At 57.7% G+C, this 25,641-nt stretch carries 25 protein-coding genes; 17 read left to right on the top strand and 8 right to left on the bottom strand.

Translation table 11 applies throughout. The features are described 5' to 3' along the window. The first annotated feature begins 29 nt into the window (after positions 1-29). The 8 genes from tsaE (at position 30) to ATO10_RS06385 (ending at position 10,519) form a co-directional block, all read left to right on the top strand. Positions 30-509 carry a tRNA (adenosine(37)-N6)-threonylcarbamoyltransferase complex ATPase subunit type 1 TsaE gene (tsaE, locus tag ATO10_RS06420; RefSeq protein WP_051597984.1) on the top strand — a complete coding sequence of 160 codons (480 nt, stop codon included), beginning with the start codon at positions 30-32 and terminating at the stop codon, positions 507-509. Continuing rightward, the gene (locus tag ATO10_RS06415; protein WP_035249550.1) at positions 506-1,522 is read left to right on the top strand and encodes an aminoglycoside phosphotransferase family protein; all 1,017 of its coding nucleotides are present in this window, start codon (positions 506-508) and stop codon (positions 1,520-1,522) included. The genes tsaE and ATO10_RS06415 overlap by 4 nt, the downstream gene beginning before the upstream one ends. Further along, positions 1,504-2,196, top strand: a complete 693-nt coding sequence (locus ATO10_RS06410) for a nucleotidyltransferase family protein (RefSeq protein WP_035249547.1) — start codon at positions 1,504-1,506, stop codon at positions 2,194-2,196. Before ATO10_RS06415 ends, ATO10_RS06410 begins: the two co-directional genes overlap by 19 nt. Continuing rightward, positions 2,189-5,122 carry a double-strand break repair protein AddB gene (gene addB / locus ATO10_RS06405; protein ID WP_035249545.1) on the top strand — a complete coding sequence of 978 codons (2,934 nt, stop codon included), beginning with the start codon at positions 2,189-2,191 and terminating at the stop codon, positions 5,120-5,122. The genes ATO10_RS06410 and addB overlap by 8 nt, the downstream gene beginning before the upstream one ends. Further along, a complete protein-coding gene (gene addA, locus ATO10_RS06400; RefSeq protein WP_035249541.1) occupies positions 5,119-8,427 on the top strand; it encodes a double-strand break repair helicase AddA in 3,309 nt (1,102 codons plus the stop codon). Before addB ends, addA begins: the two co-directional genes overlap by 4 nt. A 59-nt stretch (positions 8,428-8,486) precedes the next feature. Further along, positions 8,487-8,807 (top strand): thioredoxin, encoded by a 321-nt coding sequence (gene trxA / locus ATO10_RS06395; RefSeq protein ID WP_035249538.1) that lies wholly within the window; start codon positions 8,487-8,489, stop codon positions 8,805-8,807. 111 nt (positions 8,808-8,918) lie between these two features. Then, positions 8,919-9,473, top strand: a complete 555-nt coding sequence (gene hslV / locus ATO10_RS06390; RefSeq protein ID WP_035249536.1) for an ATP-dependent protease subunit HslV — start codon at positions 8,919-8,921, stop codon at positions 9,471-9,473. Beyond that, complete coding sequence (locus ATO10_RS06385) at positions 9,470-10,519, top strand: hypothetical protein (RefSeq protein WP_035249534.1); 1,050 nt, start codon at positions 9,470-9,472, stop codon at positions 10,517-10,519. Before hslV ends, ATO10_RS06385 begins: the two co-directional genes overlap by 4 nt. Here ATO10_RS06385 and ATO10_RS06380 read toward each other — a convergent pair. Beyond that, positions 10,516-11,178, bottom strand: coding sequence for a 5'-methylthioadenosine/S-adenosylhomocysteine nucleosidase (locus ATO10_RS06380; RefSeq protein WP_051597983.1), 663 nt, complete (start codon positions 11,176-11,178; stop codon positions 10,516-10,518). The two genes, ATO10_RS06385 and ATO10_RS06380, sit on opposite strands and share 4 nt — an antisense overlap. 118 nt (positions 11,179-11,296) lie before the next feature. Between ATO10_RS06380 and hslU the strand changes: the two genes are divergently transcribed. Continuing rightward, a complete protein-coding gene (gene hslU / locus ATO10_RS06375; RefSeq protein WP_035249532.1) occupies positions 11,297-12,598 on the top strand; it encodes an ATP-dependent protease ATPase subunit HslU in 1,302 nt (433 codons plus the stop codon). Here the strand turns inward: hslU and ATO10_RS06370 are convergent. From ATO10_RS06370 to ATO10_RS06360, 3 genes are read right to left on the bottom strand one after another with little or no spacing between them, the layout of a single operon-like run. After that, positions 12,595-13,200 carry a Smr/MutS family protein gene (locus ATO10_RS06370; protein ID WP_035249529.1) on the bottom strand — a complete coding sequence of 202 codons (606 nt, stop codon included), beginning with the start codon at positions 13,198-13,200 and terminating at the stop codon, positions 12,595-12,597. The genes hslU and ATO10_RS06370 overlap by 4 nt on opposite strands. A gap of 3 nt (positions 13,201-13,203) precedes the next feature. After that, the gene (mltA, locus tag ATO10_RS06365) at positions 13,204-14,232 is read right to left on the bottom strand and encodes a murein transglycosylase A (protein WP_035249527.1); all 1,029 of its coding nucleotides are present in this window, start codon (positions 14,230-14,232) and stop codon (positions 13,204-13,206) included. Next, positions 14,229-14,897 (bottom strand): Tim44/TimA family putative adaptor protein, encoded by a 669-nt coding sequence (locus tag ATO10_RS06360; RefSeq protein WP_035249523.1) that lies wholly within the window; start codon positions 14,895-14,897, stop codon positions 14,229-14,231. Before ATO10_RS06360 ends, mltA begins: the two co-directional genes overlap by 4 nt. Before the next feature lie 109 nt (positions 14,898-15,006). Between ATO10_RS06360 and ATO10_RS06355 the strand changes: the two genes are divergently transcribed. Together ATO10_RS06355 and secB are read left to right on the top strand one after the other, a co-directional pair. Then, positions 15,007-15,483 carry an FxsA family protein gene (locus tag ATO10_RS06355; RefSeq protein WP_035249521.1) on the top strand — a complete coding sequence of 159 codons (477 nt, stop codon included), beginning with the start codon at positions 15,007-15,009 and terminating at the stop codon, positions 15,481-15,483. Between the two features lie 61 nt (positions 15,484-15,544). Then, positions 15,545-16,045, top strand: coding sequence for a protein-export chaperone SecB (secB, locus tag ATO10_RS06350; RefSeq protein WP_035249519.1), 501 nt, complete (start codon positions 15,545-15,547; stop codon positions 16,043-16,045). Positions 16,046-16,048: 3 nt separating this feature from the next. Here secB and dnaQ read toward each other — a convergent pair whose 3' ends face one another. Genes dnaQ through ATO10_RS06330 form a run of 4 tightly spaced genes read right to left on the bottom strand, consistent with a single transcriptional unit; the run spans position 16,049 to position 18,807 of the window. Beyond that, positions 16,049-16,783 carry a DNA polymerase III subunit epsilon gene (dnaQ, locus tag ATO10_RS06345; protein ID WP_035249517.1) on the bottom strand — a complete coding sequence of 245 codons (735 nt, stop codon included), beginning with the start codon at positions 16,781-16,783 and terminating at the stop codon, positions 16,049-16,051. Further along, complete coding sequence (coaE, locus tag ATO10_RS06340; protein ID WP_035249515.1) at positions 16,776-17,381, bottom strand: dephospho-CoA kinase; 606 nt, start codon at positions 17,379-17,381, stop codon at positions 16,776-16,778. The genes dnaQ and coaE overlap by 8 nt, the downstream gene beginning before the upstream one ends. Next, a complete protein-coding gene (locus tag ATO10_RS06335; RefSeq protein ID WP_035249513.1) occupies positions 17,378-18,211 on the bottom strand; it encodes a shikimate dehydrogenase in 834 nt (277 codons plus the stop codon). Before ATO10_RS06335 ends, coaE begins: the two co-directional genes overlap by 4 nt. Further along, positions 18,208-18,807 carry a Maf family nucleotide pyrophosphatase gene (locus tag ATO10_RS06330; protein ID WP_035249512.1) on the bottom strand — a complete coding sequence of 200 codons (600 nt, stop codon included), beginning with the start codon at positions 18,805-18,807 and terminating at the stop codon, positions 18,208-18,210. The genes ATO10_RS06335 and ATO10_RS06330 overlap by 4 nt, the downstream gene beginning before the upstream one ends. A gap of 420 nt (positions 18,808-19,227) precedes the next feature. Here ATO10_RS06330 and hemJ point away from each other — a divergent pair, with 420 nt between their 5' ends. The 6 genes from hemJ (at position 19,228) to ATO10_RS06300 (ending at position 25,632) form a co-directional block, all read left to right on the top strand. Then, positions 19,228-19,677: a protoporphyrinogen oxidase HemJ gene (gene hemJ, locus ATO10_RS06325; RefSeq protein ID WP_035249511.1), complete on the top strand. Its 450-nt coding sequence runs from the start codon at positions 19,228-19,230 to the stop codon at positions 19,675-19,677. A 126-nt stretch (positions 19,678-19,803) separates the two neighbouring features. Continuing rightward, positions 19,804-21,075, top strand: coding sequence for a transcription termination factor Rho (gene rho, locus ATO10_RS06320; RefSeq protein WP_035249510.1), 1,272 nt, complete (start codon positions 19,804-19,806; stop codon positions 21,073-21,075). Positions 21,076-21,084: 9 nt separating this feature from the next. Beyond that, on the top strand, positions 21,085-22,371 hold the full coding sequence (mnmE, locus tag ATO10_RS06315; RefSeq protein WP_035249508.1) for a tRNA uridine-5-carboxymethylaminomethyl(34) synthesis GTPase MnmE: 1,287 nt from the start codon (positions 21,085-21,087) through the stop codon (positions 22,369-22,371). 3 nt (positions 22,372-22,374) lie between these two features. Continuing rightward, on the top strand, positions 22,375-24,249 hold the full coding sequence (gene mnmG, locus ATO10_RS06310; protein ID WP_081806446.1) for a tRNA uridine-5-carboxymethylaminomethyl(34) synthesis enzyme MnmG: 1,875 nt from the start codon (positions 22,375-22,377) through the stop codon (positions 24,247-24,249). Continuing rightward, on the top strand, positions 24,246-24,842 hold the full coding sequence (gene rsmG / locus ATO10_RS06305) for a 16S rRNA (guanine(527)-N(7))-methyltransferase RsmG (RefSeq protein WP_035249506.1): 597 nt from the start codon (positions 24,246-24,248) through the stop codon (positions 24,840-24,842). Before mnmG ends, rsmG begins: the two co-directional genes overlap by 4 nt. Further along, entirely contained in the window at positions 24,835-25,632 is a 798-nt protein-coding gene (locus ATO10_RS06300; protein ID WP_035249504.1) for a ParA family protein, read from the top strand. Before rsmG ends, ATO10_RS06300 begins: the two co-directional genes overlap by 8 nt. Positions 25,633-25,641 lie beyond the last annotated feature (9 nt).

Raw genomic sequence — 25,641 nt, 5'->3', positions numbered from 1 at the left:
ATGGCGTGACAGCCGGTAAAACTGCGGCCATGTCGGCCAAGTATTCTATCAGCACGCGCTTTTCTTCTCCTGAACAGACCGCCGACTTTGCGCGGCGCCTGTCTGACACGCTAAAGGCCGGAGACGTTTTGCTTTTAAGCGGGTCGATCGGCGCTGGAAAAACCCATTTCGCGCGCGCCATGATCCAGCACCTTCTAGCCCAGCATGGAGCTGTCGAAGATGTCCCTTCACCCACGTTCACGCTTATCCAATCCTATGAAGCGGGCTCTCTGGAAATCTGGCACGCTGATCTCTATCGCCTGACCCACCCTGACGAAGTACTTGAGCTTGGTCTGGATGAGGCGTTTGAAACCGCTTTGTGCCTGGTCGAGTGGCCCGATCGTCTGGGTGATCTGGCCCCGGCCGATGCCCTGCATTTGACCTTCACCGCCGAGGATGACGAAACGCGCGCCCTGACGATCAAAGCCCCGCAAAAATGGCAAGAGACGCTGGAAGGACTGATCCGATGACAGCCCGAGAACACCTGCTTCAGCAGTTCGTAGCGGCAGCCGGTTGGGACGCGGCCCAGCGCGGCCCGCTCGCCGGGGATGCATCGAACCGGCGCTATGAAAGGCTGATCCACCCGCAACTTGGGCGCGCCGTATTGATGGACGCGCCGCCACAGTCCGGCGAAGACACGCGCCCTTTCATCCATATCGCTGAACACCTTCGCAGCCTTGGGTTTTCCGCGCCAGCGATCCTGGCCCGTGACACAGAGAATGGGTTCCTGTTGCTGGAGGACTTGGGCGACACCCTGTATGCCCGCATCATACAGCAGCAACCCGCGCTGGAAACCGCGCTGTATGAGGCCGCAACAGATGTGCTGGCTGCGCTGCATTTGCACCCTGCTCCGGCTGGATTGCCCGCCTATGACACCGCTCTGATGACCGATCTGGCAGCATTGCCCTTTGAATGGTATCTGACCGGATCTGATCAAGCCGCCACCCCGACGCAAGAAACGGCGTTTCGTGCTGCTATGCGCGCTGTGCTTGATCGTTATGCCTCAGCGCAAGACGTTATGATTCAACGTGACTATCACGCTGAAAACCTGCTGTGGCTGCCCAAGCGAGACGGGTTGGCGCGCGTCGGGTTGCTGGATTTTCAAGACGCGATGGCCGGGCATCGCGCCTATGATCTGGTCTCTATCCTTGAGGATGCGCGCCGCGATGTGCCAAGGGACCTGCAAGACCAGATGCTGGATCGTTACGTTGCAAAAACAGGTGTGGATGAACAGCAATTCAGGGCCGCCTATAGCGTGTTGGGCGCACAACGAAACTTGCGGATCATCGGTGTGTTTGCGCGTCTATGTATCCGTGATGGCAAGCCGCATTATCTTGAATTTCTCCCCCGGGTCTGGGCACATCTGCAGCATGACCTGTCCCACCCCGCCCTGACCGAGCTGCGCAAAACATTGGACTGTCTGCCTGCGCCGACTGCTGAAATTCTTGCAAGGATCGCCGAGAAATGCGCCCAACGGCCCTGATGCTTTTTGCCGCCGGTTTCGGCACCCGAATGGGCGCACTGACGAAGTCTCGGCCCAAGCCCCTGATCGAGGTCGCTGGCAAAGCCCTGCTGGAGCATGCCCTGGATCAACGCAAAGGCGTTGCGCTGAGTAACACCGTGGTCAACAGCCACTATCTTGGAGATCAGATTGCCGCCCATCTGACAGGGCGCGACGATATCACGATCTCTGCCGAAGCGCCTGACATACTGGATACCGGCGGTGGGTTACGGCAGGCTTTGCCCTTGCTCGGCAGCGGGCCGGTTTTCACCATGAATACCGATGCTGTCTGGACCGGTGAGGGCGCTCTGGCTCAGCTGGAAAACGCTTGGGACGATGACCGGATGGATGCGCTGTTGCTTTTGGTGCCGCGTGATCAGGCGGTGGGGCACAACGGCAAAGGTGATTTCGTGATCGCGGCTGATGGCAAAATCCGCCGCGGCCCGGGTCACATCTATACCGGCGCTCAGATTATCCGGACTGATCTGCTTGGCACCATTCCTGAAACTGCGTTTTCGCTGAACCTTCTCTGGGATCGCATGCTGGAACAGGGGCGCATGTATGGGCTGGAGCATCAGGGCGGATGGTGCGACGTCGGCCACCCCGGTGGAATCGATCTGGCCGAGTCCATGTTGCATGAGGCAAAAGATGGCTGAGCCCATCAAAGGCATCTTCGGTCTGGCCCCCGGCGTGGACTTTCCCGCAGCATTGCTGAACGGATTGGAAAACCGATTGGCACAGGCCACGCCACGTGACTGGGCACAGGTCGAAATCTATGTGAACACCCGCCGGATGCAGCGCCGCTTGGCTGAACTTTTCTTACAGGGTCCGGCCCGCCTGATGCCGAAAATCCGGCTTGTATCTGATCTAGGCCACGTCACCCTTGGTGCGGGCCTTCCCGCACCGATCCCTCCATTGCGCAGACGGTTAGAGTTGTCACAGCTCATCGCCGGACTTTTGGACCGCCAGCCTGATCTGGCACCGCGATCTGCCTTGCTGGATCTGTCCGACAGTCTGGCCGCGCTGATGGATGAGATGCACTCCGAGGGCGTGTCACCCGCGGTACTGCGTGAAATGGACGTCTCGCACCTTTCTGAACATTGGGCGCGCAGCCTGCAGTTTCTGGATATTGTAGAACAGTTTTTTGGCGAACAGGCCCGCGAACGCCCGGATCGCGAAGCGCATACGCGCATGGCAATCGAGTATTTGGCAGAACGCTGGCAAGATACCCAGCCAGAACATCCAGTGATTATCGCTGGCTCGACCGGCTCACGGGGGGCGACGGCCATGCTCATGCGTGCGGTTGCGACACTGCCACAGGGTGCGGTCGTGTTGCCGGGTTTTGACTTCGATATGCCCAGACAGGTTTGGGACGGTTTGGATGACGCCCTTACCGCCGAAGACCACCCGCAGTTCCGGTTTGCTCAGCTGTTGCAGTCGTTGGACTTAAGCCGTGATGATGTTCAGGCGTGGCACGCACAACCCGCGCCCGACCCGGGGCGAAATCAATTGATATCCCTAGCCCTGCGCCCGGCTCCTATTACCGATCAATGGTTGGTGCACGGGCCTGATTTGGGCGCGTTAGAGCCTAGATGCGCCGGTGTTTCTTTGATCGAGGCCCCCTCGCCGCGGGCCGAGGCCAACGCGATCGCCCTATGCCTGCGCGATGCTGCTGAACGGGGCGAAACCGCCGCGCTGATCACGCCAGATCGGATGCTCACCCGCCAGGTCACAGCCGTGTTGGATCGCTGGGGGATAGAGCCAGACGACAGTGCCGGCATGCCATTGCAGCTGTCGGTTCCGGGCCGGTTCATGCGTCAGGTCGCCGCGCTGTTTGGTCAGGTTCTGACCGCCGAGGCGCTATTGGCACTGCTTAAACATCCGCTTACCGCCACTGGCAGTGCCCGCGGTGATCACCTGCGTTTGACCCGCGAGCTGGAACTGCATCTAAGGCGCCATGGCCCAGCCTTTCCTTCGGCGCGTGATCTGACCGAATGGGCGAAAGCGCAAACCGACCCTATCGCAGACAGCTGGGCGGCGTGGCTGGGGGGCCTTCTGGAACCGCTGGCGATGGTTTCCGGGCGATCTTTGCACAACCACATCACTGCGCACCTTAACTTGGCTGAAGCTTTGGCCGCTGGCCCCGAAGGAACTGCGGCAGGTGATCTGTGGGATAAACCCGCTGGCAAAGCGGCCCAATCCGCCTGTGCGAGCCTGCTGGAAGAAGCCGCGTTTGGAGGTGATCTGACCCCTTCGGAATATGCTGATCTGTTTCGAACCATACTGGCAAATGCAGAAGTGCATGACCCGCTAAGCCCACACCCCGGGGTGATGATCTGGGGTACGCTCGAGGCGCGCGTGCAGGGAGCGGATCTGGTGGTTCTGGCCGGGCTGAACGAAGGCAGCTGGCCCCAGGCCCCTGCGCCCGATCCCTGGTTGAACCGCGACATGCGACGCCGTGCGGGCCTCTTGTTGCCCGAGCGGCGCATCGGCCTGGCCGCGCATGACTTTCAACAGGCCGCCGCCGCGAAGCGTGTGGTGATTTCGCGTGCAATCCGGGATACCGAGTCCGAGACGGTTCCTTCCAGATGGTTGAGCCGCCTGACCAACTTGCTGTCTGGCTTGCCCGAGCAAGGAGGCGAAACCGCGCTGGAAGGCATGCGCGCACGCGGGCAGTACTGGCTGAACGTCGCCGCCCAGATGGAGCGGCCCGCGGCAATCGTCCCCACCACTCTGCGCCCTGCGCCCAGCCCCCCGGTTTATGCGCGCCCAAAACAGCTTTCGGTCACGCGTATCCAAACCCTGATCCGTAACCCCTATGCCATTTATGCAGAGCGTGTTTTGGGGCTGCGGGCGCTTGATCCGATCCGGGCCAAACCTGATCCCGCCCTGCGCGGCACTGTGTTGCACAAAGTCATGGAAGAATTCCTGAGCGCCGGTGTCGCGCCCGACCCGGTTCAGGCTAAATCCGACCTGATGAGGATCGGCGAAACCTGTCTAAAGCAGCGCCTGCCCTGGCCCAGTGCGCAGCGGCTTTGGTTGGCGCGGATCAGCCGGATCGCCGATTGGTTCATAAGCGGCGAAATCGACAGACAGGCTCAGGGTCAGCCCATCGCACTTGAAAAAAGCGGCTCTATTACACTGCAAAATGGGTTTTCATTGACGGCCGAGGCGGACCGAATTGACCAATTGACCAGCAACGAGCTGGTCATTTTTGACTATAAAACCGGGTCCATCCCCACCAAGGCGCAAATCGACAACTTCGACCAGCAGCTACTTCTTGAGGCCGCGATGCTGGAACAGGGCGGGTTTGCTGGTTTGCGTGGCTCGGTTGCTTTTGTCGCGCATATCGGGCTGGGCAATACCCCAAAATACGCCAGCTATATCATTGGTCCGGGTGACAGCGACAAAACGTTGGCGCAGCTGACAGAGCTAATTTCGGCATTTGAGGATCGCGATTTAGGCTATCAATCCCGGCGAGCGGTGTATGAAACCCATGTTGGTACCGACTATGATCACTTGTCTCGTTTTGGTGAGTGGGACGAAAGCGACGAGGCCGTGACAATGGAGGTTGGCGCATGAAGCGCGACGCGGCAACCCAAGCGCAGGTGCGCGCAGCAGATCCGATTGCCTCGACGTGGCTGTCGGCCAATGCCGGATCGGGCAAGACCCGGGTTTTGACCGACCGCGTGGCGCGGTTGCTGCTGTCTGGCGTGTCTCCTCAGCACATCCTTTGCCTGACCTACACCAAAGCCGCCGCCAGCGAGATGCAGAACCGCTTGTTCAAGCGTCTGGGCGAATGGGCGATGCTGGATCAGGCCTCTCTGCGCGATGCGTTGGAGCGTTTAGGGCTGGAACAGAGCCTGAATGACGATGTTTTGCGCAATGCGCGCCGACTTTTCGCCCGTGCTATCGAAACGCCGGGTGGATTGAAAATCCAGACCATCCACTCTTTTTGTGCGGCTCTTTTGCGGCGGTTCCCGCTAGAGGCCGGGGTGTCACCACAGTTCGTGGAAATGGATGACCGTGCGGCAAACCGGCTGCGCGAGGATGTGCTCGAAGCCTTGTCCGACGGGCCTGACACTTCCGCGATGGATGCCTTGGCGCATTACTTTCCGGGCGATGACCTGAACGGGATATTGCAAGAGATCGCCAAACATCGAGCGGCCTTTGGCGCCTCGGCAAGCGACATCTGGCAGACGTTCGGCCTGAGCCCAGATTTCGACGAAAACCAGCTTTCACAGCAGGTATTCCTTGGTGATGAGCAGCAGATGCTTAGCGATTTGATCGCCGCGATGCGCGGCGGGACAAAAACCGATGTATCAAATGCCGAAAAGCTGTCTCGCCTGTTGCCGGACCTGCCTCTGGCCGATTTGGAAAAGCTGTTTTTGTTTGGCAAAAGCGCCCAGTCCCCTTTTGGTGCGAAGATTGGGAAATTCCCCAACAAGGCGGTACTGGAAACCCTATCCTTTCGTGACGCGCTGGAAGATTTCATGCGTCGCGTTGAAGCGGCACGGCCAAAACGGCTGGCGCTTGCCGCGGCCCGAAAAACGCTGGCACTGCACCAATTCGCCGCCGCCTTTCTGCCCGAGTATAACCGGCGTAAACAGCTGCACGGCTGGCTGGATTTCGATGACCTGATCCTAAAAGCGCGCGATCTTCTGACCAACCCAAGCGTGGCAGAGTGGGTCCTGTTCCGTCTGGATGGCGGCATAGATCACATTCTTGTCGACGAGGCACAGGACACCAGCCCGCTACAATGGGAGGTTGTCGAGCTGCTCAGCCGCGAATTTACCGCAGGCGAGGGCGCTCACGCAGATACGCCGCGCACGATCTTCGTGGTTGGGGATAAGAAACAATCTATCTACTCGTTCCAAGGCGCTGACCCGGATGGGTTTGATCGTATGCGCGATACATTCGCCGGTCGATTGCAAGCCGCACCGGTGCCTCTGTCAGTGCAGCAGCTTGAGTTTTCATTCCGTTCGGCCCCCGCGATTTTGAACGTGGTCGACACGGTCTTTGGCGAAGGGCGGCGCGCTGGCATGGGCGACAGCGTGCTGCACCGCGCCTTCCGGCACGACCTGCCCGGGCGGGTTGATCTGTGGCCAGTGGTCGAAAAAGAAGAAAAGCCGGATGATCTGCCTTGGTATGATCCGGTAAACCGCATTGCGCCCTCAGCCGCCCCGGTGCGTCTGGCCAACCAGCTGGCGGCGCGCATCAAAGCGATGATTGGCGCGGAAAGCCTGATCAAGGACGGTGCACGGCGCGACCTTGAGGCCGGGGATGTGCTGATCCTGGTGCGGCGCCGATCGACCCTGTTTCACGAGATCATCCGGGCCTGCAAAGCGGCGGGCCTGCCGGTGGCCGGGGCCGACCGGTTGAAAATCGGCGGCGAGTTGGCAGTGAAAGATTTGACTGCGCTTCTGTCTTTTCTGGCGACACCCGAAGACAACCTTTCGCTGGCCGCTGTTTTGCGCTCTCCCCTGTTTGGCTGGGATGAGGCGCGGCTTTATGATTTGGCTGCCGGGCGGAAGAAAAAGTACCTATGGGCCACTTTGCGGGCCCGGGCAGATGATTTTCGCGCAGAACATGACATGTTGCAGGCCCTGCGCGACGAGGCCGACTATCTGCGCCCGTTTGAACTGCTGGAGCGAATCCTGACCCGTCAGGATGGTCGCCGTAAGCTTATCGCCCGATTGGGCGAAGAAGCCGAAGACGGCATTGACGCGCTTTTGGCACAGGCGCTGAGCTATGAGCGGTCCGAGATTCCGTCTTTGACCGGGTTCATAGGCTGGCTGCAAAGCGATGAAGTTGAAATCAAGCGCGAGCTGGGCAGCGCGGGCAACCGCATCCGGGTGATGACCGTACATGGCGCCAAGGGGCTTGAGGCCCCGGTGGTGATCCTGCCTGACACGAACAAGCATGAACTGCGCATTCGTGATGAGATCCTTGAGGGTCCCGATGGAAGGGCGCTATGGAAAACCGCGACTGATCAAAGCCCAGCCTTGGTGGCCGACGCCTTGGATCAGCTGCGTCTGAAACAGGAAGAAGAACGCCAGCGCCTGCTTTACGTCGCCATGACGCGGGCCGAGCAATGGCTGATCGTCTGTGCGGCGGGTGATTTGGACAAGGGCAACAGCTGGTATGAAAAAGTGCAGCTGGGAATGCAGCACGCCGGTGCGGTGACCCATGACTTTGCATCGAGGCAGGGGTTGCGGCTTGAAACCGGCGACTGGCCCGGCCCCGTGGGCAGCGCTCAATCCGAAGACACGCTCCAGACCGACCTGCCCGACTGGCTTTGGCACAAGGCGCCTCGGCCCGAAAAACCCGCGCCTGCACTGTCACCTTCAAACCTGGGTGGGGCCAAAGCTCTGCCCGGAGACGCCGGCCTGCCCGAAGACGAGGCAAAGTCGCGCGGCACCGCCTTACACCTGTTGCTGGAGCACCTGCCCAACCATCCGAAAGACCTATGGGGGCGCATCGCTGAACAGTTGGAAGCCTCGGACATGTTGGAAGAAGCGGTTTTTGTTCTGACAAATGAAAAACTAGCATCGGTTTTCGCCGAACCCGCGCTGGCAGAGGTTGATTTGACTGCCTCTTTGCCCGCCTTGGGAAATGCGCCCTTGGCCGGAACAATCGACCGACTATTGTTCCGCGATGATCACATCCTGGCGATTGACTACAAGTCGAACGCCACGGTGCCACCATTGGCCAAGGATGTGCCCGAGGGTTTGTTGAGACAGATGGGGGCTTATGCCTCTGCTCTTAAACAGATTTATCCTGATACCCACATTGAAACCGCCATTCTATGGACGGCCACCGCAACGCTTATGCCGCTGCCAAACCAACTGATAGACAATGCACTTGCACGCGCAACGACATCTTGACCTTAACCGGGGGGCTTCTTAGGTTTCAGCCAACCGATTTGATGCCAAGGAGATCCATCATGGCAACCGTTGCTGTTACCGACGCGACTTTCGACGAAGAAGTAAAATCCGCCGCAATCCCCGTGGTTGTGGATTTCTGGGCTGAATGGTGTGGCCCCTGTAAGCAGATCGGCCCGGCTCTGGAAGAGCTGTCCGACGAAATGGACGGCCAGGTAAAGATCGTCAAAGTTAATGTTGACGAAAACCCCGACAGCCCCGCCCAGATGGGCGTGCGCGGCATCCCTGCCCTGTTCCTGTTCAAGGACGGCGAGGTTGTATCGAACAAAATCGGCGCCGCCCCCAAGGCCGCGCTGAAAAGCTGGATCGAAGAGTCGGTCTAAGCTGTCATAATTTATGATCTAATGGGGCGCTTTCGGGCGCCCCTTTTTCTTTGCCCGCTTGTCGCAGCTCCTGCCGGGGGCCATATAGGGATGCAACTAAAGGAGGCCCCTATGGCAGATGATCAGTTCCCCGGTTGGCATGGCACCACAATCATTGGCGTGAAACGCGGTGGCAAAGTGGTGGTGGCAGGTGACGGGCAGGTCAGTCTGGGCCAGACGGTTATCAAAGGCACAGCACGCAAAGTGCGCCGCCTTTCGCCGGGTGGGCATGACGTGGTTTGCGGCTTTGCCGGGTCAACCGCCGATGCCTTTACCCTGCTGGAACGGCTTGAAGTAAAGCTGGAGGCCACACCGGGCCAATTGCAGCGTGCCGCAGTGGAGCTGGCCAAAGATTGGCGCACCGATAAGTACCTGCAGAAGCTTGAGGCGATGCTGATCGTCACCGATGGCCAGCATCTTTACGTGATCACCGGCGCTGGTGATGTGCTGGAGCCGGAACATGACGTGGCGGCCATTGGCTCGGGCGGGAATTTCGCCCTGGCCGCGGCGCGCGGCTTGATGGAAACCGATCTGGACGCCGAGGCCATCGCCCGCAAGGCCATGGCCATCGCCGCTGACATTTGCGTTTATACCAATGGCAAACTGACGGTCGAAGAAATCGGATGAGTAACATTACCAAGGACGACCTGCGCGCCGCTGTCGCCGCGGGCAAAATATCCGAGGCCCAAGCCGCGTCCGTCATTGCATTGGCCGAAGCCCGCCACGGCGTACGCGAAAATATGGATGGGTTAGACGAACCGTTTGAGCTGTTCAAAGGCTTCAACGAGATTTTCATCGTCGTCGGGCTCAGCATTTTGTGCACCGGCTATTTCGGCGTCACCAGCGCCTTGGCCGAAGGGGTCGGGATGCTCCTGACTGCTGTTCTTGGCATGGCGTTAATCGCGTGGTTGTCGCGGTATTTTGTGCTGACCCGGCGAATGGTCGCGCCCGCGATTGCATTGTCGATCATGTTTTCAATGTTTGCCAGTCAGTTTGGCTTGGGCTTGGGCGATAGCTTTGGGTTAGCCGAAGCCGAAACCATGATTCCGCTCGCAGCGCTTATCACCGCCGTGGCAATGCTGGGGTTTTGGAAAGTCTTCCACGTGCCTTTCGCACTGTTCGTCACGGCAAGCGCCGTGTTTGTCGCGGCCTTTGGGTTCACCGCGCTTTCCGGTGCGAATCTGGAGAACCCAGAAGACCTCTTTTTGCTGACCGCAGACGGGCCGTTTTCGATCATCACCATCGTTCTGGGGGTAATCGCGCTGGGCATTGCCTTGCGTTTCGACATGTCTGACCCCCACCGGGTGACGCGCCGCGCCTCAAACGCGTTTTGGCTGCATGTGGTCGCCGCACCCGCCATCGTGAACACCGTCGCACTGACCTTGTTCAACATGGACGGGGCATTGGCGTTGCTGGGCGTTTTTGCCTTCATAAGCCTGATGGCGCTGTTTGCCGTGGCGATTGACCGGCGGTCTTTCCTGATCTCAGGCGTGGGTTATGCCGTTGCCTTGGCAGTCACCGTCGCCGATGGTGGGGTGTTCTTCATCATTCTGGCCCTTGGCGTCGGGCTGGTATTTCTAGGCGCCAAATGGGAGCGCCTGCGCAGTGCTCTGATGAATCGCCTACCTGACTTTACCGGTAAAGATCGTCTACCACCTTGGGATGAAGCCTAGAGCATTTTCGGCTCTAATTCGGCTGAATACCCCCCAAACGACAGGCCACGCGCGCCCAGCGCGTCGCCGATTTGGTCGATGATCGCGGCCAGCTTTTCGTCGATGATATGCAGGTATTCGGTCCAGTCAGTCACGTCTGACAGCTCGGCATCGCCGTCTGACACACCACGCAGGGCGATCAGCGGCAGGTCGAACTGATGACAGGCGCGCAGGATGGCGAAGGTTTCCATATCCACCAGATCGGCGTCTATGTCCTGATACATCGCGCCTGAGATGATGTTCGCACCGGTCGAAAGCGTCGCCTGCGGCACATCCGCAATGCGCAATGGCAAGGGCAGTGTGGCGGGCAAGCCCAGAAACGGGGTAATCCCCTTAGGAAAGCCCAGCGGCGAGGCATCCATATCGCGGTATCCGACCTCGGTCACCTGATAGATATCCGTCTTGCGCAGCTTGGCAGACCCGGCCGAGCCGATCGAGATCACCAGATCAGGCAGTTCATCCAGCGCGGCCAGATGGCGGGTGATCGCAATCGCACCCTCAACCGGACCAACCCCGGTGATCAGCGGGACAAACCGTTGTTGCAAATGTTCGCCATATTCGGGTTCCGCCGCCATGACGAACAGGGTTTTGACAGTGCCGAACTCTTTGATCTGCGCCATGGGGCCTCCGCTATTTGGCGCATGATTTTCAAGCGCGGGCGGCAAATTCAAGCCCAATCTGCTTGTGTTCGCTGCGATACCCCTTACCTAGGGCGTGACAGATCGAAAGGTATGCACATTGACTGACCTCACCCCGCGCGAGATTGTTTCCGAGCTGGACCGTTTCATCATCGGCCAGAATGACGCCAAACGAGCCGTGGCCGTGGCCCTGCGTAACCGTTGGCGGCGCAAGCAATTGTCGGACGATCTGCGCAACGAGGTCTATCCCAAGAACATCCTGATGATCGGCCCCACCGGTGTCGGCAAAACCGAGATCAGCCGCCGTCTGGCCAAGCTGGCCCGCGCGCCCTTCATCAAGGTCGAAGCCACGAAGTTCACCGAGGTCGGTTACGTGGGCCGCGATGTCGAGCAGATCATCCGCGATCTGGTCGACAATGCGATCATTGAGACCCGCGAATGGATGCGCGAAGACGTCAAAGCCGCCGCCCAGCAAGCCGCCGAGGACCGCGTGATCGAAGCCATCGCTGGTACGGATGCCCGCGAACAAACCCGCGAAATGTTTCGCGGCAAGCTGAAACGCGGAGAGCTGGACAACACCGTGATTGAGCTTGAGGTCGCGGACAATTCGAACCCGATGAGCATGATGGAAATCCCCGGCCAGCCCAATATGGGAATGATGAACATCGGCGATATCTTTGGCAAAGCCTTTGGCGGGCGCACCGTGAAACGCAAGGTGACCGTCGCCGAAAGCTATGACCTGTTGATCGGGGAAGAGGCCGACAAGCTGCTGGATGACGAAACCGTCAACCGTGCGGCGCTTGAGGCCGTGCAGGAAAACGGCATCGTGTTTTTGGACGAGATCGACAAGGTCTGCGCCCGGCAAGAGGCCCGCGGCGGTGATGTCAGCCGCGAAGGTGTGCAACGCGATCTGCTGCCGCTGATCGAAGGCACGACCGTTTCGACCAAATACGGCGCGGTGAAGACCGACCACATTCTGTTCATCGCCTCGGGCGCGTTTCACATTGCCAAACCGTCAGACCTGCTGCCAGAGCTTCAGGGCCGTTTGCCAATCCGCGTTGAACTGCGCGCGTTGACGGAAAGCGACTTCGTGCGCATCCTGACGGAAACCGACAACGCCCTGACCCGTCAGTACACCGCCTTGATGGGCACCGAAGAAGTCACTGTTAATTTCACCGAAGACGGCATTGCCGCGCTGGCCCGCATTGCCGCCGAGGTCAACCAAAGCGTCGAAAACATCGGTGCGCGGCGGCTTTATACCGTGCTGGAACGTGTGTTCGAAGAACTGTCATTTACCGCGCCGGATCGCTCGGGCGATACGATCACCGTAGATGCCGATTTCGTCGGCCAGCATCTGGGCGAGCTGGTGAAATCAACGGATATGAGCCGCTACGTCCTTTAACGGCTGCGCCGTAGATAGACATAATAGGCCCCTGTCCCGCCATGTTTCAGGTGGGCGGGAAGCACTTGTAGTACAATCGCACCCAGCGGCGGCATCGCCAGCCACTGCGGCACCTGATGGCGCAGCACACCTTTGCGGATCGGGATCGGTCCGTCGTCGTCGCGGTCTTTACCCTTGCCGGTGATCACCAGAACACAGCGCTTGCCCGCTGCATGTTCACGCAGGATGAACCCGGTCAGTGCCGGATGTGCCTGCGCCAGAGTTTTCCCATGCAGGTCAATCCGACCCTCGGGCGGCAGTTTCCCGCGCTTTAAACGCTGGAAGTTCTTGCGATCCATCCGTGGTGTCGCCTGTGCGAGATGATCAGCCGGGTCAGCCAACAGATCATGGGTAGGGGCGGGCAGGGTGGCCTTTTGCCCGATCTGAAACTTGGTCATCGGGGGGCGGGCGTGATGCTGGGTTGGTTTTGCTGGGGTCGCTACATCTGCAGGATCAATCGGTTTGCGGGATCCTTCCGGGTGCAGCGGCACGGTGGTCTGTGCAACCTTCTGCCATAGCTCGCGGTCCTGCGCGCTCAGCCCTTTTGGTTTGCGACGTTTCATAGATCAGCCCCCGGGGGCCAGCGCAAAGGCGCGTTCTATTGGCAAAAGCACGACCATACGACCCGGATCACGAACACGCCCGGCGGCGCGCCCGGCGCTATCGCCCGTGCCATAGAAAATATCCGCCCGCTGCGCCCCTTTGATGGCCGAACCGGTATCCTGTGCAATCATCAGGCGTTTCAGCGGATCTTGTCCGGCCTTTTCTATCCAGACCGGTGCGCCCAGCGGGGTAAAAGCCGGGTCCACCGCCACGGTACGCATGGTGGTGATCGAGCGGTTCATTGCCCCAAGCGGACCCATGTGAGAAGGGACTTTGCCAACTTCGCGGAAAAACACAAACGATGGGTTGTGTTGGAGCAGGGCGCGCCCATCCACTGGATTGCGCCGTACCCAATTCTGGATCACCTGCGCTGAAACCTGATGGGGCTGATAGACCCCACGGCGCACCAGTTCAGCACCGATTGAGCGATACTGATGCCCGTTCGCACCGCCGTATCCAACCCGCAACGCAGAGCCATCAGGAAGCTTCACACGCCCCGAGCCTTGGATTTGCAGAAAGAAAACCTCGACCGGATCATCGACCCAGGCAATCTCCAGGCCACGACCACGTAAAAGACCCTGATCTTCGATTTCTGCCCGGCTGAACCATTTCTGCCCAGACCGCAATTCGGGCGGTTTGCGATAAAGCGGATAGCGATACCTTGTATCCGGGCGCAGCGCGCCGTCCAGCTCGGGTTCAAAATAACCGGTAAACAAGGCCGGATCTTCGCCGCCAATCAGAACCGGACGAAAAAACAGTTCGAAGAAAGCGCGGCCACTGGGTTGGTTCTGCGCCACGGCGCATAGCGACCGCCAGTCCGGGTCCTTCAAATCAGTGCAGGTGTTCAGAAAGGTGGTTAGGGCCGCGTTGTGATCATCATCGGCCCAACCATCCAGCTCGTCGAAAGACAGGATTTGGGAACTGGCACCGGGCATCGCGCTGCTCACGACCAGGGCCGCGGCTGCGGCGATTGCCCGCGCCGCACGAATCATTCCCCCGTGGCCACCAACTGCCAGTTGGGATCATTCGATCCCATGATGCGGGCAAAGGTCCAAACATCACGCTGGCGCTTGATTTCATTGGGATTGCCTTCAACGATCTCATCGGCTTCGTTGCGTACAACAGAGGTCAGCTCGCCAACAAATTTCACTGTCAGCTCTGCCTCATTTGTATCGCGCGAGAAGGTGGCGTTTTTCAGCGCAGTTTCACGAACTCCAACAAAGTTAGCCTCAATCCGCAGGCCCTGATCTTCGCGGGCAGCAATGCCAGAAACAAAGCTGTCGCGGACGTCCTCGGACAGGAAGCTTTCGATCTGTGAGATATCACCGGATTCATAGGCCATCAGGATCATCTCATAGGCGCCTTTTGCACCCGACAAGAAGTCGCTCACCACAAAGCTGGGTTCGGCCAGCTTCATTGCGGCCAAAGCTTTCGCAGCATCCGAGCCATCGGGCACGTGATCGGTGATATCCGCATCAGGGCCACCTTCGATGACCTCAAAATCGCGGCGTGCTTTCCGAGCATTCTCGATGCTCTCGGGCTGATCCACGCGCGGCTTTTCGAAGCCTTCGCGGGTGCCAAGCACCGATTTCAAACGCAGAATCAAAAAGACGGCTACGCCGGCCAAGACCAAAAGCTGGATGATCGCAGAGTTCATAGTCACCTCATAAAGTGCCCCGGGGATGGTAACAGGCACATTTGGCACATATGTAAGCTACGGCTAGGGTCAAGTCCACCAACGACCCGGGGAAGAGAAAGGCTTTCGCATGTGGCTTTTTGTACTGTTTATCGCGATCCCGCTGATTGAGATCGGATTGTTCATTCAGGTTGGCGGCTTGATTGGCCTGTGGCCGACGTTGGCTATTGTTATTGTCACCGCCGTTCTTGGCACCAGCCTGATGCGCGCGCAGGGCGCAATGGCGATGGGTCAAATTCGCGATAATTTCAATCAGCTGCGCGATCCAACAGAATCTCTGGCTCACGGTGCGATGATCCTGTTTGCCGGGGCACTGTTGCTGACACCTGGCTTTTTTACAGATTTTTTCGGCTTCCTGCTGCTGTTGCCGCCGTTCCGTGCTGTGGCCTATCGTTGGCTAAAAGCACGAGTAAAGGTTCAAAGCTTTTCAACTGCTCCACAACAATCGCAGGGCTATCAGCGCAGCGACGTGATTGATGGCGATTTCACCGAAGTTTCACAGCAAAATAACGAAAACCAGCCGCCTTCGGGTTGGACCCGGCATTGAGACGCCTTTGCTGACCTGATAAGCACCCAGCAATTCAAATTCCGTTTGCCAGGAGCAAAACATGACCGATGCCACCGAAGGCGCACCGCAGCCGCAACAACCCGCGCCGGTGAAGATGAACATTCTGGGCCAGTATGTGCGCGACATGTCGTTCGAGAACATGTTGATGCAGAAAGGCGCCACCGGAGAGATCAACCCTGAAATCACCGTTCAGGTGCAGCTGGATGCCAAGAAACGTCCGGTAGATCATCAATACGAGGTAATCTCGAAGTACACGGTTACGTCAAAAAACAAAGCCGACGGCAGCACGCTGTTTTTGATCGAGCTGGATTACGCAGGTATCTTCCACATTGAAAACGTGCCGGAAGACCAGCTTCACCCTTTTCTTCTGATCGAATGCCCGCGGATGATCTTCCCGTTTGTGCGTCGGATCGTCAGCGATGTAACCCGCGATGGTGGCTTCCCGCCCTATAACATGGACACGGTCGACTTTGTCGCGATCTATCGTCAAGAAGCCCTGCGCCGCGCCGAAGCGCAAAAAGAGAACGCAACGACCAACTAAGGGTCAGCTAAACTTTTTCCATATCGCGCCGTCGCCCATGCTTTCGACAAATTCAGCATGGGCGGCGGCTTCTTTGTTTGTAAGGCGTGCTGGCAGCGGTGTGGGCCGTGGACGTGGTCGCCAAGATTCCTGTGACCCGCCAGCGTTTTGCGAACCGCTTACCGAGCTGGCGAGTGCAAAGTCTGGCTGCCGCCCGCCGATCAGTTCCAGATAGACTTCCGCCAGAATTTCCGAGTCAAGCAACGCCCCATGTAGCGTTCGTGCAGTGTTGTCGATGTGAAAGCGGCGGCAAAGCGCATCCAAAGACGCAGGCGAGCCCGGGAATTTCGTGCGCGCGATCGCCAGCGTATCCAGAGCCTGCTCCCACGGAAGCTTTGGCAGACCCATCCACTCAAGCTCGGCGTTCAGGAATTTCATATCGAAGGCCGCGTTGTGGATCACCAGCTTTGCGTCACCGACGAAATCGACGAACTGCTGTCCGATCTGTGAAAAAAGTGGTTTGTCTTTAAGCGTAACAGCGCCGGGTTCCGGGTTTTCGGGCGGCTCAAGTAAATCGGGGCCGATCCCGTGCACTTCGAATGCGCCGCGCGGCATACTACGTTCCGGATTGATATACTGGTGATAGGTTTCGCCCGTTGGCAAATGGTTCCACAGCTCAATCGCACCGATTTCAACAATCCGGTCGCCAGACTGCGGGTCAAACCCGGTGGTTTCGGTATCGAGTACGATTTCACGCATCAGCCATCTTTCGCTTCACATCTTCAATGACAGATTGCACAGCCGCGCGGGCATGCTCAAGCGTTGTGGTTTCTATCACATAATCTGCGCGGGCGCGTTTTTCGGTATCCGGGGTCTGTTTGGCAAGAATAGTCTCGAATTGCGCCTCAGTCATGGTGCCACGCTCCAACACCCGGGCGCGCTGGATTTCTGCGGGGGCGCTGACCACAACAATCGCGTCCATCTTTTCTGCAGACCCTGTTTCAAACAGCAAAGGGATATCCAGCACCACAATCGTATCCGGTTTTTGTGCCGCGATGAATTCCGCACGGTCCTTGGCAACAAGCGGGTGCACAAGTGCCTCGATCTTCTGAAGGGCGGTTTTATCAGTGGCGATCCAACTTTTCAGGGCGTCGCGACTGACCTTGCCTTCGACTACGGCGGGCGCATGCAGGTTTTTAACCGGTTCAACAGCCGCACCGCCCTGATCATACAACCGATGCACGGCAGCATCTGCATCCCAGACGGGTAGTCCGGCCTCGGCAAACATCGCGGCAGTGGTGGATTTTCCCATCCCGATAGAGCCAGTCAGACCCAGAAGAAAGGGTTTCCCGGTCATGCGCTCAGCAATACGGCACGGGTTTTTTCATCAACTTCGGGGCGGGCACCAAACCAACGTTCAAACCCCGGCACAGCCTGATGCAACAGCATGCCCAACCCATCAACCGTGGTGCAGCCAATTTCTTCGGCGGTGGTCAGGAGCTTGGTACGCAACGGGGTGTAAACGATATCTGTGACCAAAGCATCGGGCGAAAGCCCATCGAGCGGCACACGAAATTCAGGTTTGCCAACCATGCCCAGAGTACTGGTGTTTACCACCAAAGCGGCGCCTTCAATCATGTTGCCGGCTTGCACCCAGTCATAGACTTCGACCTTGGGGCCAAATTCTGCACGCAAGGCCTCGGCCCGGGCGCGGGTTCGGTTCGACAGACGAATTTCTGTAACGCCAACCTCGGCCAAAGAGGCAACAATGGCGCGTGCCGCACCACCAGCGCCGATAACAGCGGCGGGCCCAGCCGCCGGATCCCAATCGGGCGCACCTTGGCGCAGGTTTTCAATAAAGCCATATCCATCGGTATTATCCGCATGGATCGTGCCATCTTCGCGGAAAATCAACGTGTTGGCAGCCCCGATCAGCGCCGCCCGGTCCGTTACATGATCGGCCAGTCCAAGCACCGTTTCTTTGTGCGGTACCGTGACGTTCACACCAACGAACCCCATTTTCGGCAGCATTTGCAGCACGTCTTTCAGATCGTCTTGCGCCACATCCATCGGAATGTAGTGCCCTGCGATTCCCATCCGGCTCAGCCAATGCCCATGCAGACGTGGGGATTTTGAATGGCTTACCGGCGATCCGATTACGCCCGCCAAGGGTATCCGCTTTGTCATGACTCGATTATCCCGTTTTGGGTCAGGTGGCCCAGCAGTTCCAGCAAAGGCAACCCGAGCACCGTGAAATAGTCACCTTCAACGCGCGAAAACAATCGTACGCCTTCGTGTTCCAGCATATAACAGCCAACACAGTACTGCACCTTGTCCCAATTGCGCTCTAGGTAACTTTCCAGATAGGCATCCGAAAAATCACGCATCGTTAAGCGCACTTGCCCAACATGTCGCCAAGTTGGACGGCCGGCCTCATAGATAACAGCAGCGGAGAGAAGCTTATGGGTTTTACCCCGCAAAGTTCTTAGCTGCTGAGACGCTTGTTCCAGACTATCAGCCTTGGAAAAAATCTGCCCTGCCAAGTCAAGCACCTGATCGCACCCGATTACAACAGCGTCCGGGTGTTTGTTGCTCACCTGACGGGCTTTGAATTCAGCCAGGGTATCGGCGACGTCTCGGGGAGTGGCTTCTTCTGCCTGAAGCGCAGCGCGGATTGCCTCTTCGTCAATGCGTGCGGGAACCGTTTCTATGATCAGTCCCGCGTTTTCAAGCAAGCTTCGCCGGATGGCGGAACCAGAAGCTAAAACAATGCGCCTGTGCATGATCCTGTGGATACCAGAGTGACAGGACTGTTGATGCCCCGTGTGTGAATTAAGGTTTTATTCAGAACTCGTCATTCCGAAGATGTTAACCAATCATTACCAAGCGATAATCCCACGTGGAAAGCCTATATTTAGGATAGGTGGAAAAAACTGATTATCCCCGATAGTCTTCACCTTCAGCTCACGCCATGTTTCGTATTCGTTACAATTTAAGATGTTGTTTATAAACAATAATTTGTCTTCGTAAAAGATATTCTATTTTTATACAGACTTATCCACCGGTTTTCCCTGCTGTGGGCAACTACTGGGACAAATCAGTAATCCACAGTATCCACAGCCCCAACATCATCATCATCTTTTCTTTTAATTATTTATTTATTTAGTAAGAGGATGGGACTGGCTTAGAAAAGGGATGGCGCCTTGGGTGACCTGCTGACAAATCTTTACCCATGGATCCTTGCGCTCCATATCATTGCTGTAGTCACCTGGATGGCAGGTATCTTCTATTTGCCTCGGTTGTATGTCTATCATGCTGAACAAGTCGAAACCGGTTCACAGACAGATCAATTGTTTCAAACGATGGAGCGAAAGCTTCTGAAGTTCATCATGAACCCCTCCATGATTGCTGTGTGGCTGTTTGGGCTGTTATTGGTCATGACCCCCGGGATTGTCGATTGGGGCTCTGTATGGCCGTATACAAAGGGCGCCAGTGTACTGGGAATGTCTTGGTTCCATGGCTGGTGTGGCAAAAAACGTAAGCTCTTTGCAGCAGGTGAGAACCATCACACGGGTTCCTTTTATCGCAAGATGAACGAAGTACCGACGATCCTGATGTTGGTCATTGTCTTCTCGGTCGTGGTGAAATTCTGAGATTTGTTGACTCAGAAGAACCAAACCCCTATGTCTCCGGTCAAAGGGCTGTCCTGCCCGCTTTTCCCCTGAACTCCATAGACGCCTTGAAATTCTCAAGTGTTGTCGTTTGCGGTACCTATTCCCATGACCCAAGAATGTCTGAATCTGTCTGATCTGAAAGCCAAAACGCCCAAGGACTTGTTGGCGATGGCCGAAGAGCTTGAGATCGAAAACGCCTCCACCATGCGGAAGGGCGAGATCATGTTCCAAATCCTGCGCGAGCGTGCGGAGGAAGGGTGGGAGATCTCTGGCGATGGCGTTTTGGAGGTCCTGCAGGATGGTTTTGGCTTCCTACGTTCACCCGAAGCAAACTATCTGCCCGGTCCCGACGATATCTATGTTTCCACGGAAATGATCCGTAAGCATTCGTTGCGTACTGGCGATACCGTTGACGGCGTGATGCAAGCCCCGCGTGAGAACGAGCGCTACTTTGCTATCACCAAGGTCACGCAGATCAACTTTGAAGAGCCCGAGAAGGCAAAGCACAAGATCAACTTTGATAACCTGACGCCGCTCTACCCGGATGAGCGTCTGAAGATGGAAATCGAAGACCCAACGATTAAAGACCGGTCTGCCCGGATCATTGATCTGGTTTCGCCGATCGGGAAGGGCCAGCGTTCGCTGATCGTGGCACCGCCGCGGACGGGTAAGACCGTTCTGCTGCAGAACATCGCCCATTCAATCGAACAGAACCATCCTGAGTGTTATCTGATCGTTTTGCTTATCGATGAACGCCCGGAAGAAGTGACTGACATGCAGCGCTCGGTGAAGGGTGAAGTCGTGTCTTCGACGTTTGATGAGCCCGCCACACGCCACGTTGCTGTGTCCGAAATGGTGATCGAAAAAGCCAAACGCTTGGTCGAACACAAGCGCGATGTAGTGATCCTGCTGGATTCGATCACCCGTCTGGGTCGCGCTTTCAACACGGTTGTTCCCAGCTCAGGCAAGGTTTTGACAGGTGGTGTGGATGCCAATGCGCTGCAACGCCCCAAGCGTTTCTTTGGTGCGGCCCGGAACATCGAAGAAGGCGGTTCGCTGACCATCATTGCAACCGCGCTGATCGACACGGGCAGCCGGATGGACGAAGTGATCTTTGAAGAATTCAAAGGCACCGGTAACTCGGAAATCGTGCTGGACCGCAAGGTTGCCGATAAGCGCGTGTTCCCGGCGATGGATATCCTGAAGTCCGGTACCCGGAAAGAAGAGCTGCTGGTCGATGCTAAAGATCTGCAGAAAACCTTTGTGCTGCGTCGTATCCTGAACCCGATGGGCACCACCGATGCGATTGAATTCCTGATTTCCAAACTGAAGCAAACCAAAACGAACGGAGAGTTCTTCGACTCGATGAACACGTAAGGGGATGTGATGGATACCATCTTCGCCTTGGCGACGGCCCGCGGTAAAGCGGGCGTCGCTGTCATCCGAATTTCGGGGCCGCACGCAAGTGCGGCCTTGTCTGCTTTGGGAGCGTCTGTCCCTGCGCCGCGCCGCGCCGTGATGCGGGCGCTGAAACAGGGGACAGAGATTCTGGACGATGCGTTGGTGATCCGGTTTGAACAGGGCGCGAGCTTTACCGGCGAAGAGGTGGTCGAACTTCACACACATGGCAGCCCCGCAACTGTTACCGCCGTGTTGCGGACGTTGGGCGATATGCCTGATCTGCGTTTGGCCGAGCCGGGCGAATTTACCCGCCGCGCCTTGGAAAATGAACGCCTGGACATCGCGCAGGTTGAAGGCCTTTCAGACCTGATCGAGGCCGAGACAGAGGCACAGCGCAAGCAAGCGCTGCGCGTGCTGTCGGGTGCCATTGGAAAGCGCGCAGAAAGCTGGCGATCTGATCTGATCCGCGCCGCTGCGTTGCTGGAAGCCACCATTGATTTCGCTGATGAAGAAGTACCGGTAGATGTGTCGCCCGAGGTGTTGGAACTGCTGGATCGCGTTGACAATGACCTCAAACGCGAGGCCGAGGGCGTACATGCCGCTGAACGTATCCGCGAGGGATTCGAAGTGGCGATTGTGGGGCCGCCAAACGCGGGAAAATCTACGCTTCTCAATGCTTTAGCGGGTCGCGAGGCCGCGATTACCTCGGAATTTGCCGGAACAACGCGTGATGTGATCGAAGTGCGCATGGATTTGCGCGGTTTGCCGGTAACGGTGCTGGATACGGCCGGACTGCGCGACACAGACGACGTAGTTGAAGGCATCGGGATTGACCGCGCGCGGGATCGGGCGATGGCGGCGGACCTTCGGGTTTTCCTTATGGACGAAACCGGCAAGGCCGAAGGTTTGGCGCCGTTGGAGGGCGATATCGTCTTGCGTGGGAAGGGCGATTTACGGGGTCACGTCGATAGCGCAGTGTCGGGCAAAACCGGGCAGGGCGTGCCCGAGCTGGTCGAACGGATTGCCGCTATTCTTGAGACCCAAGCAGCGCGCGCCGTAACCGCCACGCGGGAGCGCCACAGGGTGGCGATTGTGCGCGCGCTAACCTCTATTGATCTGGCGCGGAATCATGTATTAGGAGGCCTTGGTTTGGATGAGTTGGCCGCCGAGGAATTGCGCAATGCGATCCGGGCGTTGGACAGCTTGGTGGGCCGCGTGGATGTCGAACATATCCTCGACGAGATCTTCGCCAGCTTCTGTCTTGGCAAGTAAGGAGTGTTTCACGTGAAACATCGCGACTTTGACGTTGTGGTGGTCGGTGGTGGCCACGCGGGCGCGGATGCGGCCCATGCTGCCGCGCGTATGGGTGCGCGGACGGCGCTGGTGACCCTGCGCTTTGGCGACCTTGGCGTGATGTCGTGCAACCCGGCAATCGGTGGATTGGGTAAGGGTCATCTTGTGCGCGAGGTGGATGCGCTGGACGGGCTGATGGGGCAGGTGGCAGACCGGGCTGGCATCCAATACCGCCTGTTGAACCGTCGTAAAGGCCCCGCTGTGCAAGGCCCGCGCGCGCAGGCAGACCGCAAACTTTATGCGCAAGCGATGCAGTCGTTCATCGAAGTGACGCCTTCGCTGGAGGTGATCGAAGGCGAAGCCACCGATTTGATCATGGACGGCGAACGCGTTGCCGGGTTGGTCCTTGGGGATGGGTCTGAATTGCATGCCGGAGCCGTGGTGTTGACCACCGGCACCTTCCTGCGCGGCGTGATCCATATTGGCGATGTCCAGCGTGCTGGCGGGCGGATGGGCGATAAGCCCTCAGTCAAACTGGCCGAGCGGATTGACGGTTTTGGCCTGCCACTTGGGCGACTGAAAACCGGCACACCACCACGTTTGGATGGACGGACGATCAATTGGGATATCCTTGAAGAACAGCCGGGTGATGATGAGCCGGTGCTGTTTTCTTTCCTCTCGGAAAAGCCTTTCGTGCGGCAGGTGGCCTGCGGAATCACCCACACGAATGAAAAAACCCATCAGATCATCCGCGACAATCTGGATCGCTCGGCCATGTATGGTGGCCATATTGACGGGGTAGGGCCGCGCTATTGCCCTTCGATCGAGGATAAAATCGTGCGGTTTGCCGATAAGGACTCGCACCAAATTTTCCTCGAACCCGAAGGGCTGGATGACCACACGGTTTATCCCAACGGCATTTCGACCTCTTTGCCCGAAGATGTGCAGCACGATTACGTTCATTCTATCCGCGGCCTCGAGGGTACGAAAATCCTGCAACCGGGCTATGCCATCGAATATGACTACGTCGATCCGCGCGCGCTGATGCAGACGCTACAGCTGCGCGATGTGCCGGGGCTGTTCCTGGCAGGGCAAATCAACGGAACAACCGGATATGAAGAGGCCGCGGCGCAGGGGCTTGTGGCTGGTTTGAATGCCGCGCGCTTGGCGCAGGGTGGCGAAGAAATCACCTTTAGCCGCACGGACAGCTATATCGGCGTGATGATTGATGATCTGGTGACGCGTGGCGTCAGCGAGCCGTACCGCATGTTCACGTCGCGCGCCGAGTTCCGGCTGAGCCTGCGGGCTGACAATGCCGACCAACGGCTGACGCCTAAAGGGCTGACATGGGGCTGTGTACGCCCAGAGCGCGCACGGGCTTTCAGTGAAAAAATGGAAAAGATCACGAAGGCGCGTGATGTTCTGGAGGCAATGGCGCTTTCGCCCAAGCAGTTGACTGAGGCGGGGATCAAGGTCAACGCCGATGGTACTCGCCGTTCGGGAATGGATTTGCTTGCTTTCCCGGATATCGGGTTCGAGGACGTTATCGGGCTCGCGCCAGAGCTTGCGCATAATTCACGACCAATCCGCGAGCAGATCGAAAAAGACGCGCTCTATGCCAATTACATTAAACGCCAAGAACAGGATGTGGCCGCGATGAAGCGGGATGAGGCGCAGCATATCCCGCAAGATTTCACCTATGAGGGCTTGCAGGGGCTTTCGAACGAACTGCGCCTGAAGCTGGAGCGCGCTAAGCCGGAAACCTTGGGTCAGGCGGCGCGCGTCGAGGGCATGACCCCGGCTGCGCTGACTTTGCTTCTTGCCAAAGTACGACAGGCGGGGCGGAAATCTGCATGACCCTCGATGTTTCACGTGAAACATTAGACCGGCTTGAGAGCTATGAGGCCTTGCTGCGCAAGTGGAACCCGGCGATCAATCTGGTAGCGAAGTCCACCCTCAAAGACGCTTGGTCGCGCCATATCCTGGATTCCGCACAAGTTTTTGAATTGGGGCAGGGGGCAAAGCACTGGGTCGATCTAGGGAGCGGCGGCGGCTTTCCGGGCATGGTGGTTGCCATTTTGGCGGCCGAGCGCGCCCCGGACATGAAAGTTACCCTTGTTGAAAGCGATCAGCGCAAGGCGACATTCTTGCGCACGGTGGCGCGCGAAACCAGCGTATCCGCAGAGGTTATCGCGGATCGAATCGAAGAAGTCACACCTTTGAACGCAGATGTGGTTTCAGCCCGTGCATTGGCCTCTTTGGAAATGCTGCTGAGCTTTGCAAAGAGGCATTTGAACCACAGCGGAAAGGCGATTTTCCTTAAGGGCGAAAATTACCAACAAGAGATCGACGCGGCGCTTGCAACATGGCGTTTCAACGTTCAAAAAACTCCTAGCACGACGGACACCCGCGCCGTCATTCTGAGCATTGGAGAGCTGAGCCGTGTCTGATCCGACCCGACCCACAGGCCCTAAGATCATCGCTGTCGTTAATCAAAAGGGCGGCGTTGGAAAGACCACCACAACGATAAATTTGGCCGCAGCGCTGGTTGGTGAAAGCAAGCGGGTTCTGATCGTTGATCTTGACCCACAGGGCAACGCCTCGACCGGCTTGGGGATTGATCCAAGTCAGCGTACCCGTACGACATATGATCTTTTGTTAGATGAAGCGCCCCTAAGCGATGTGGTGCACAGCACCGAAACCGTTGGCTTGTGGATCGCGCCGGCGACCACAGACCTCTCTTCCGCCGACATTGAAATGGTTTCGAACGAAAAGCGAAGCTTCTTGCTGCATGATGCGCTGCGTCAGACAGACATTGACGCCTATAATCTGGACTACATTCTGATTGATTGCCCTCCTTCGCTGTCTTTGTTGACGGTGAACGCCATGGTTGCGGCGCATTCCGTGCTGGTGCCGCTGCAGTCCGAGTTTTATGCACTCGAAGGATTGTCTCAGCTGATGCTGACCGTCCGCGAGCTGCGCCAAACCGCCAACCCGGATCTCCGCATCGAAGGCGTTGTCCTGACCATGTATGATGGTCGAAACAACCTATCGCAGCAGGTTGAAAATGACGCGCGTGAATATTTGGGCGAGCTGGTGTTCAATACGGTGATTCCGCGCAACGTTCGGGTGTCCGAAGCGCCATCTTTTGCGATGCCTGTCCAGGATTATGATCCGAACTCGCGCGGAGCGATTGCCTATAAAGAGCTGGCGCAGGAAATGCTGACCCGCGCCGCCTAAGGAGGAAAA

Source organism: Actibacterium atlanticum, from assembly GCF_000671395.1.
GTDB classification, from domain to species: Bacteria; Pseudomonadota; Alphaproteobacteria; order Rhodobacterales; family Rhodobacteraceae; genus Actibacterium_D; species Actibacterium_D atlanticum.
This window is presented reverse-complemented; position numbering and strand designations above follow the sequence as displayed.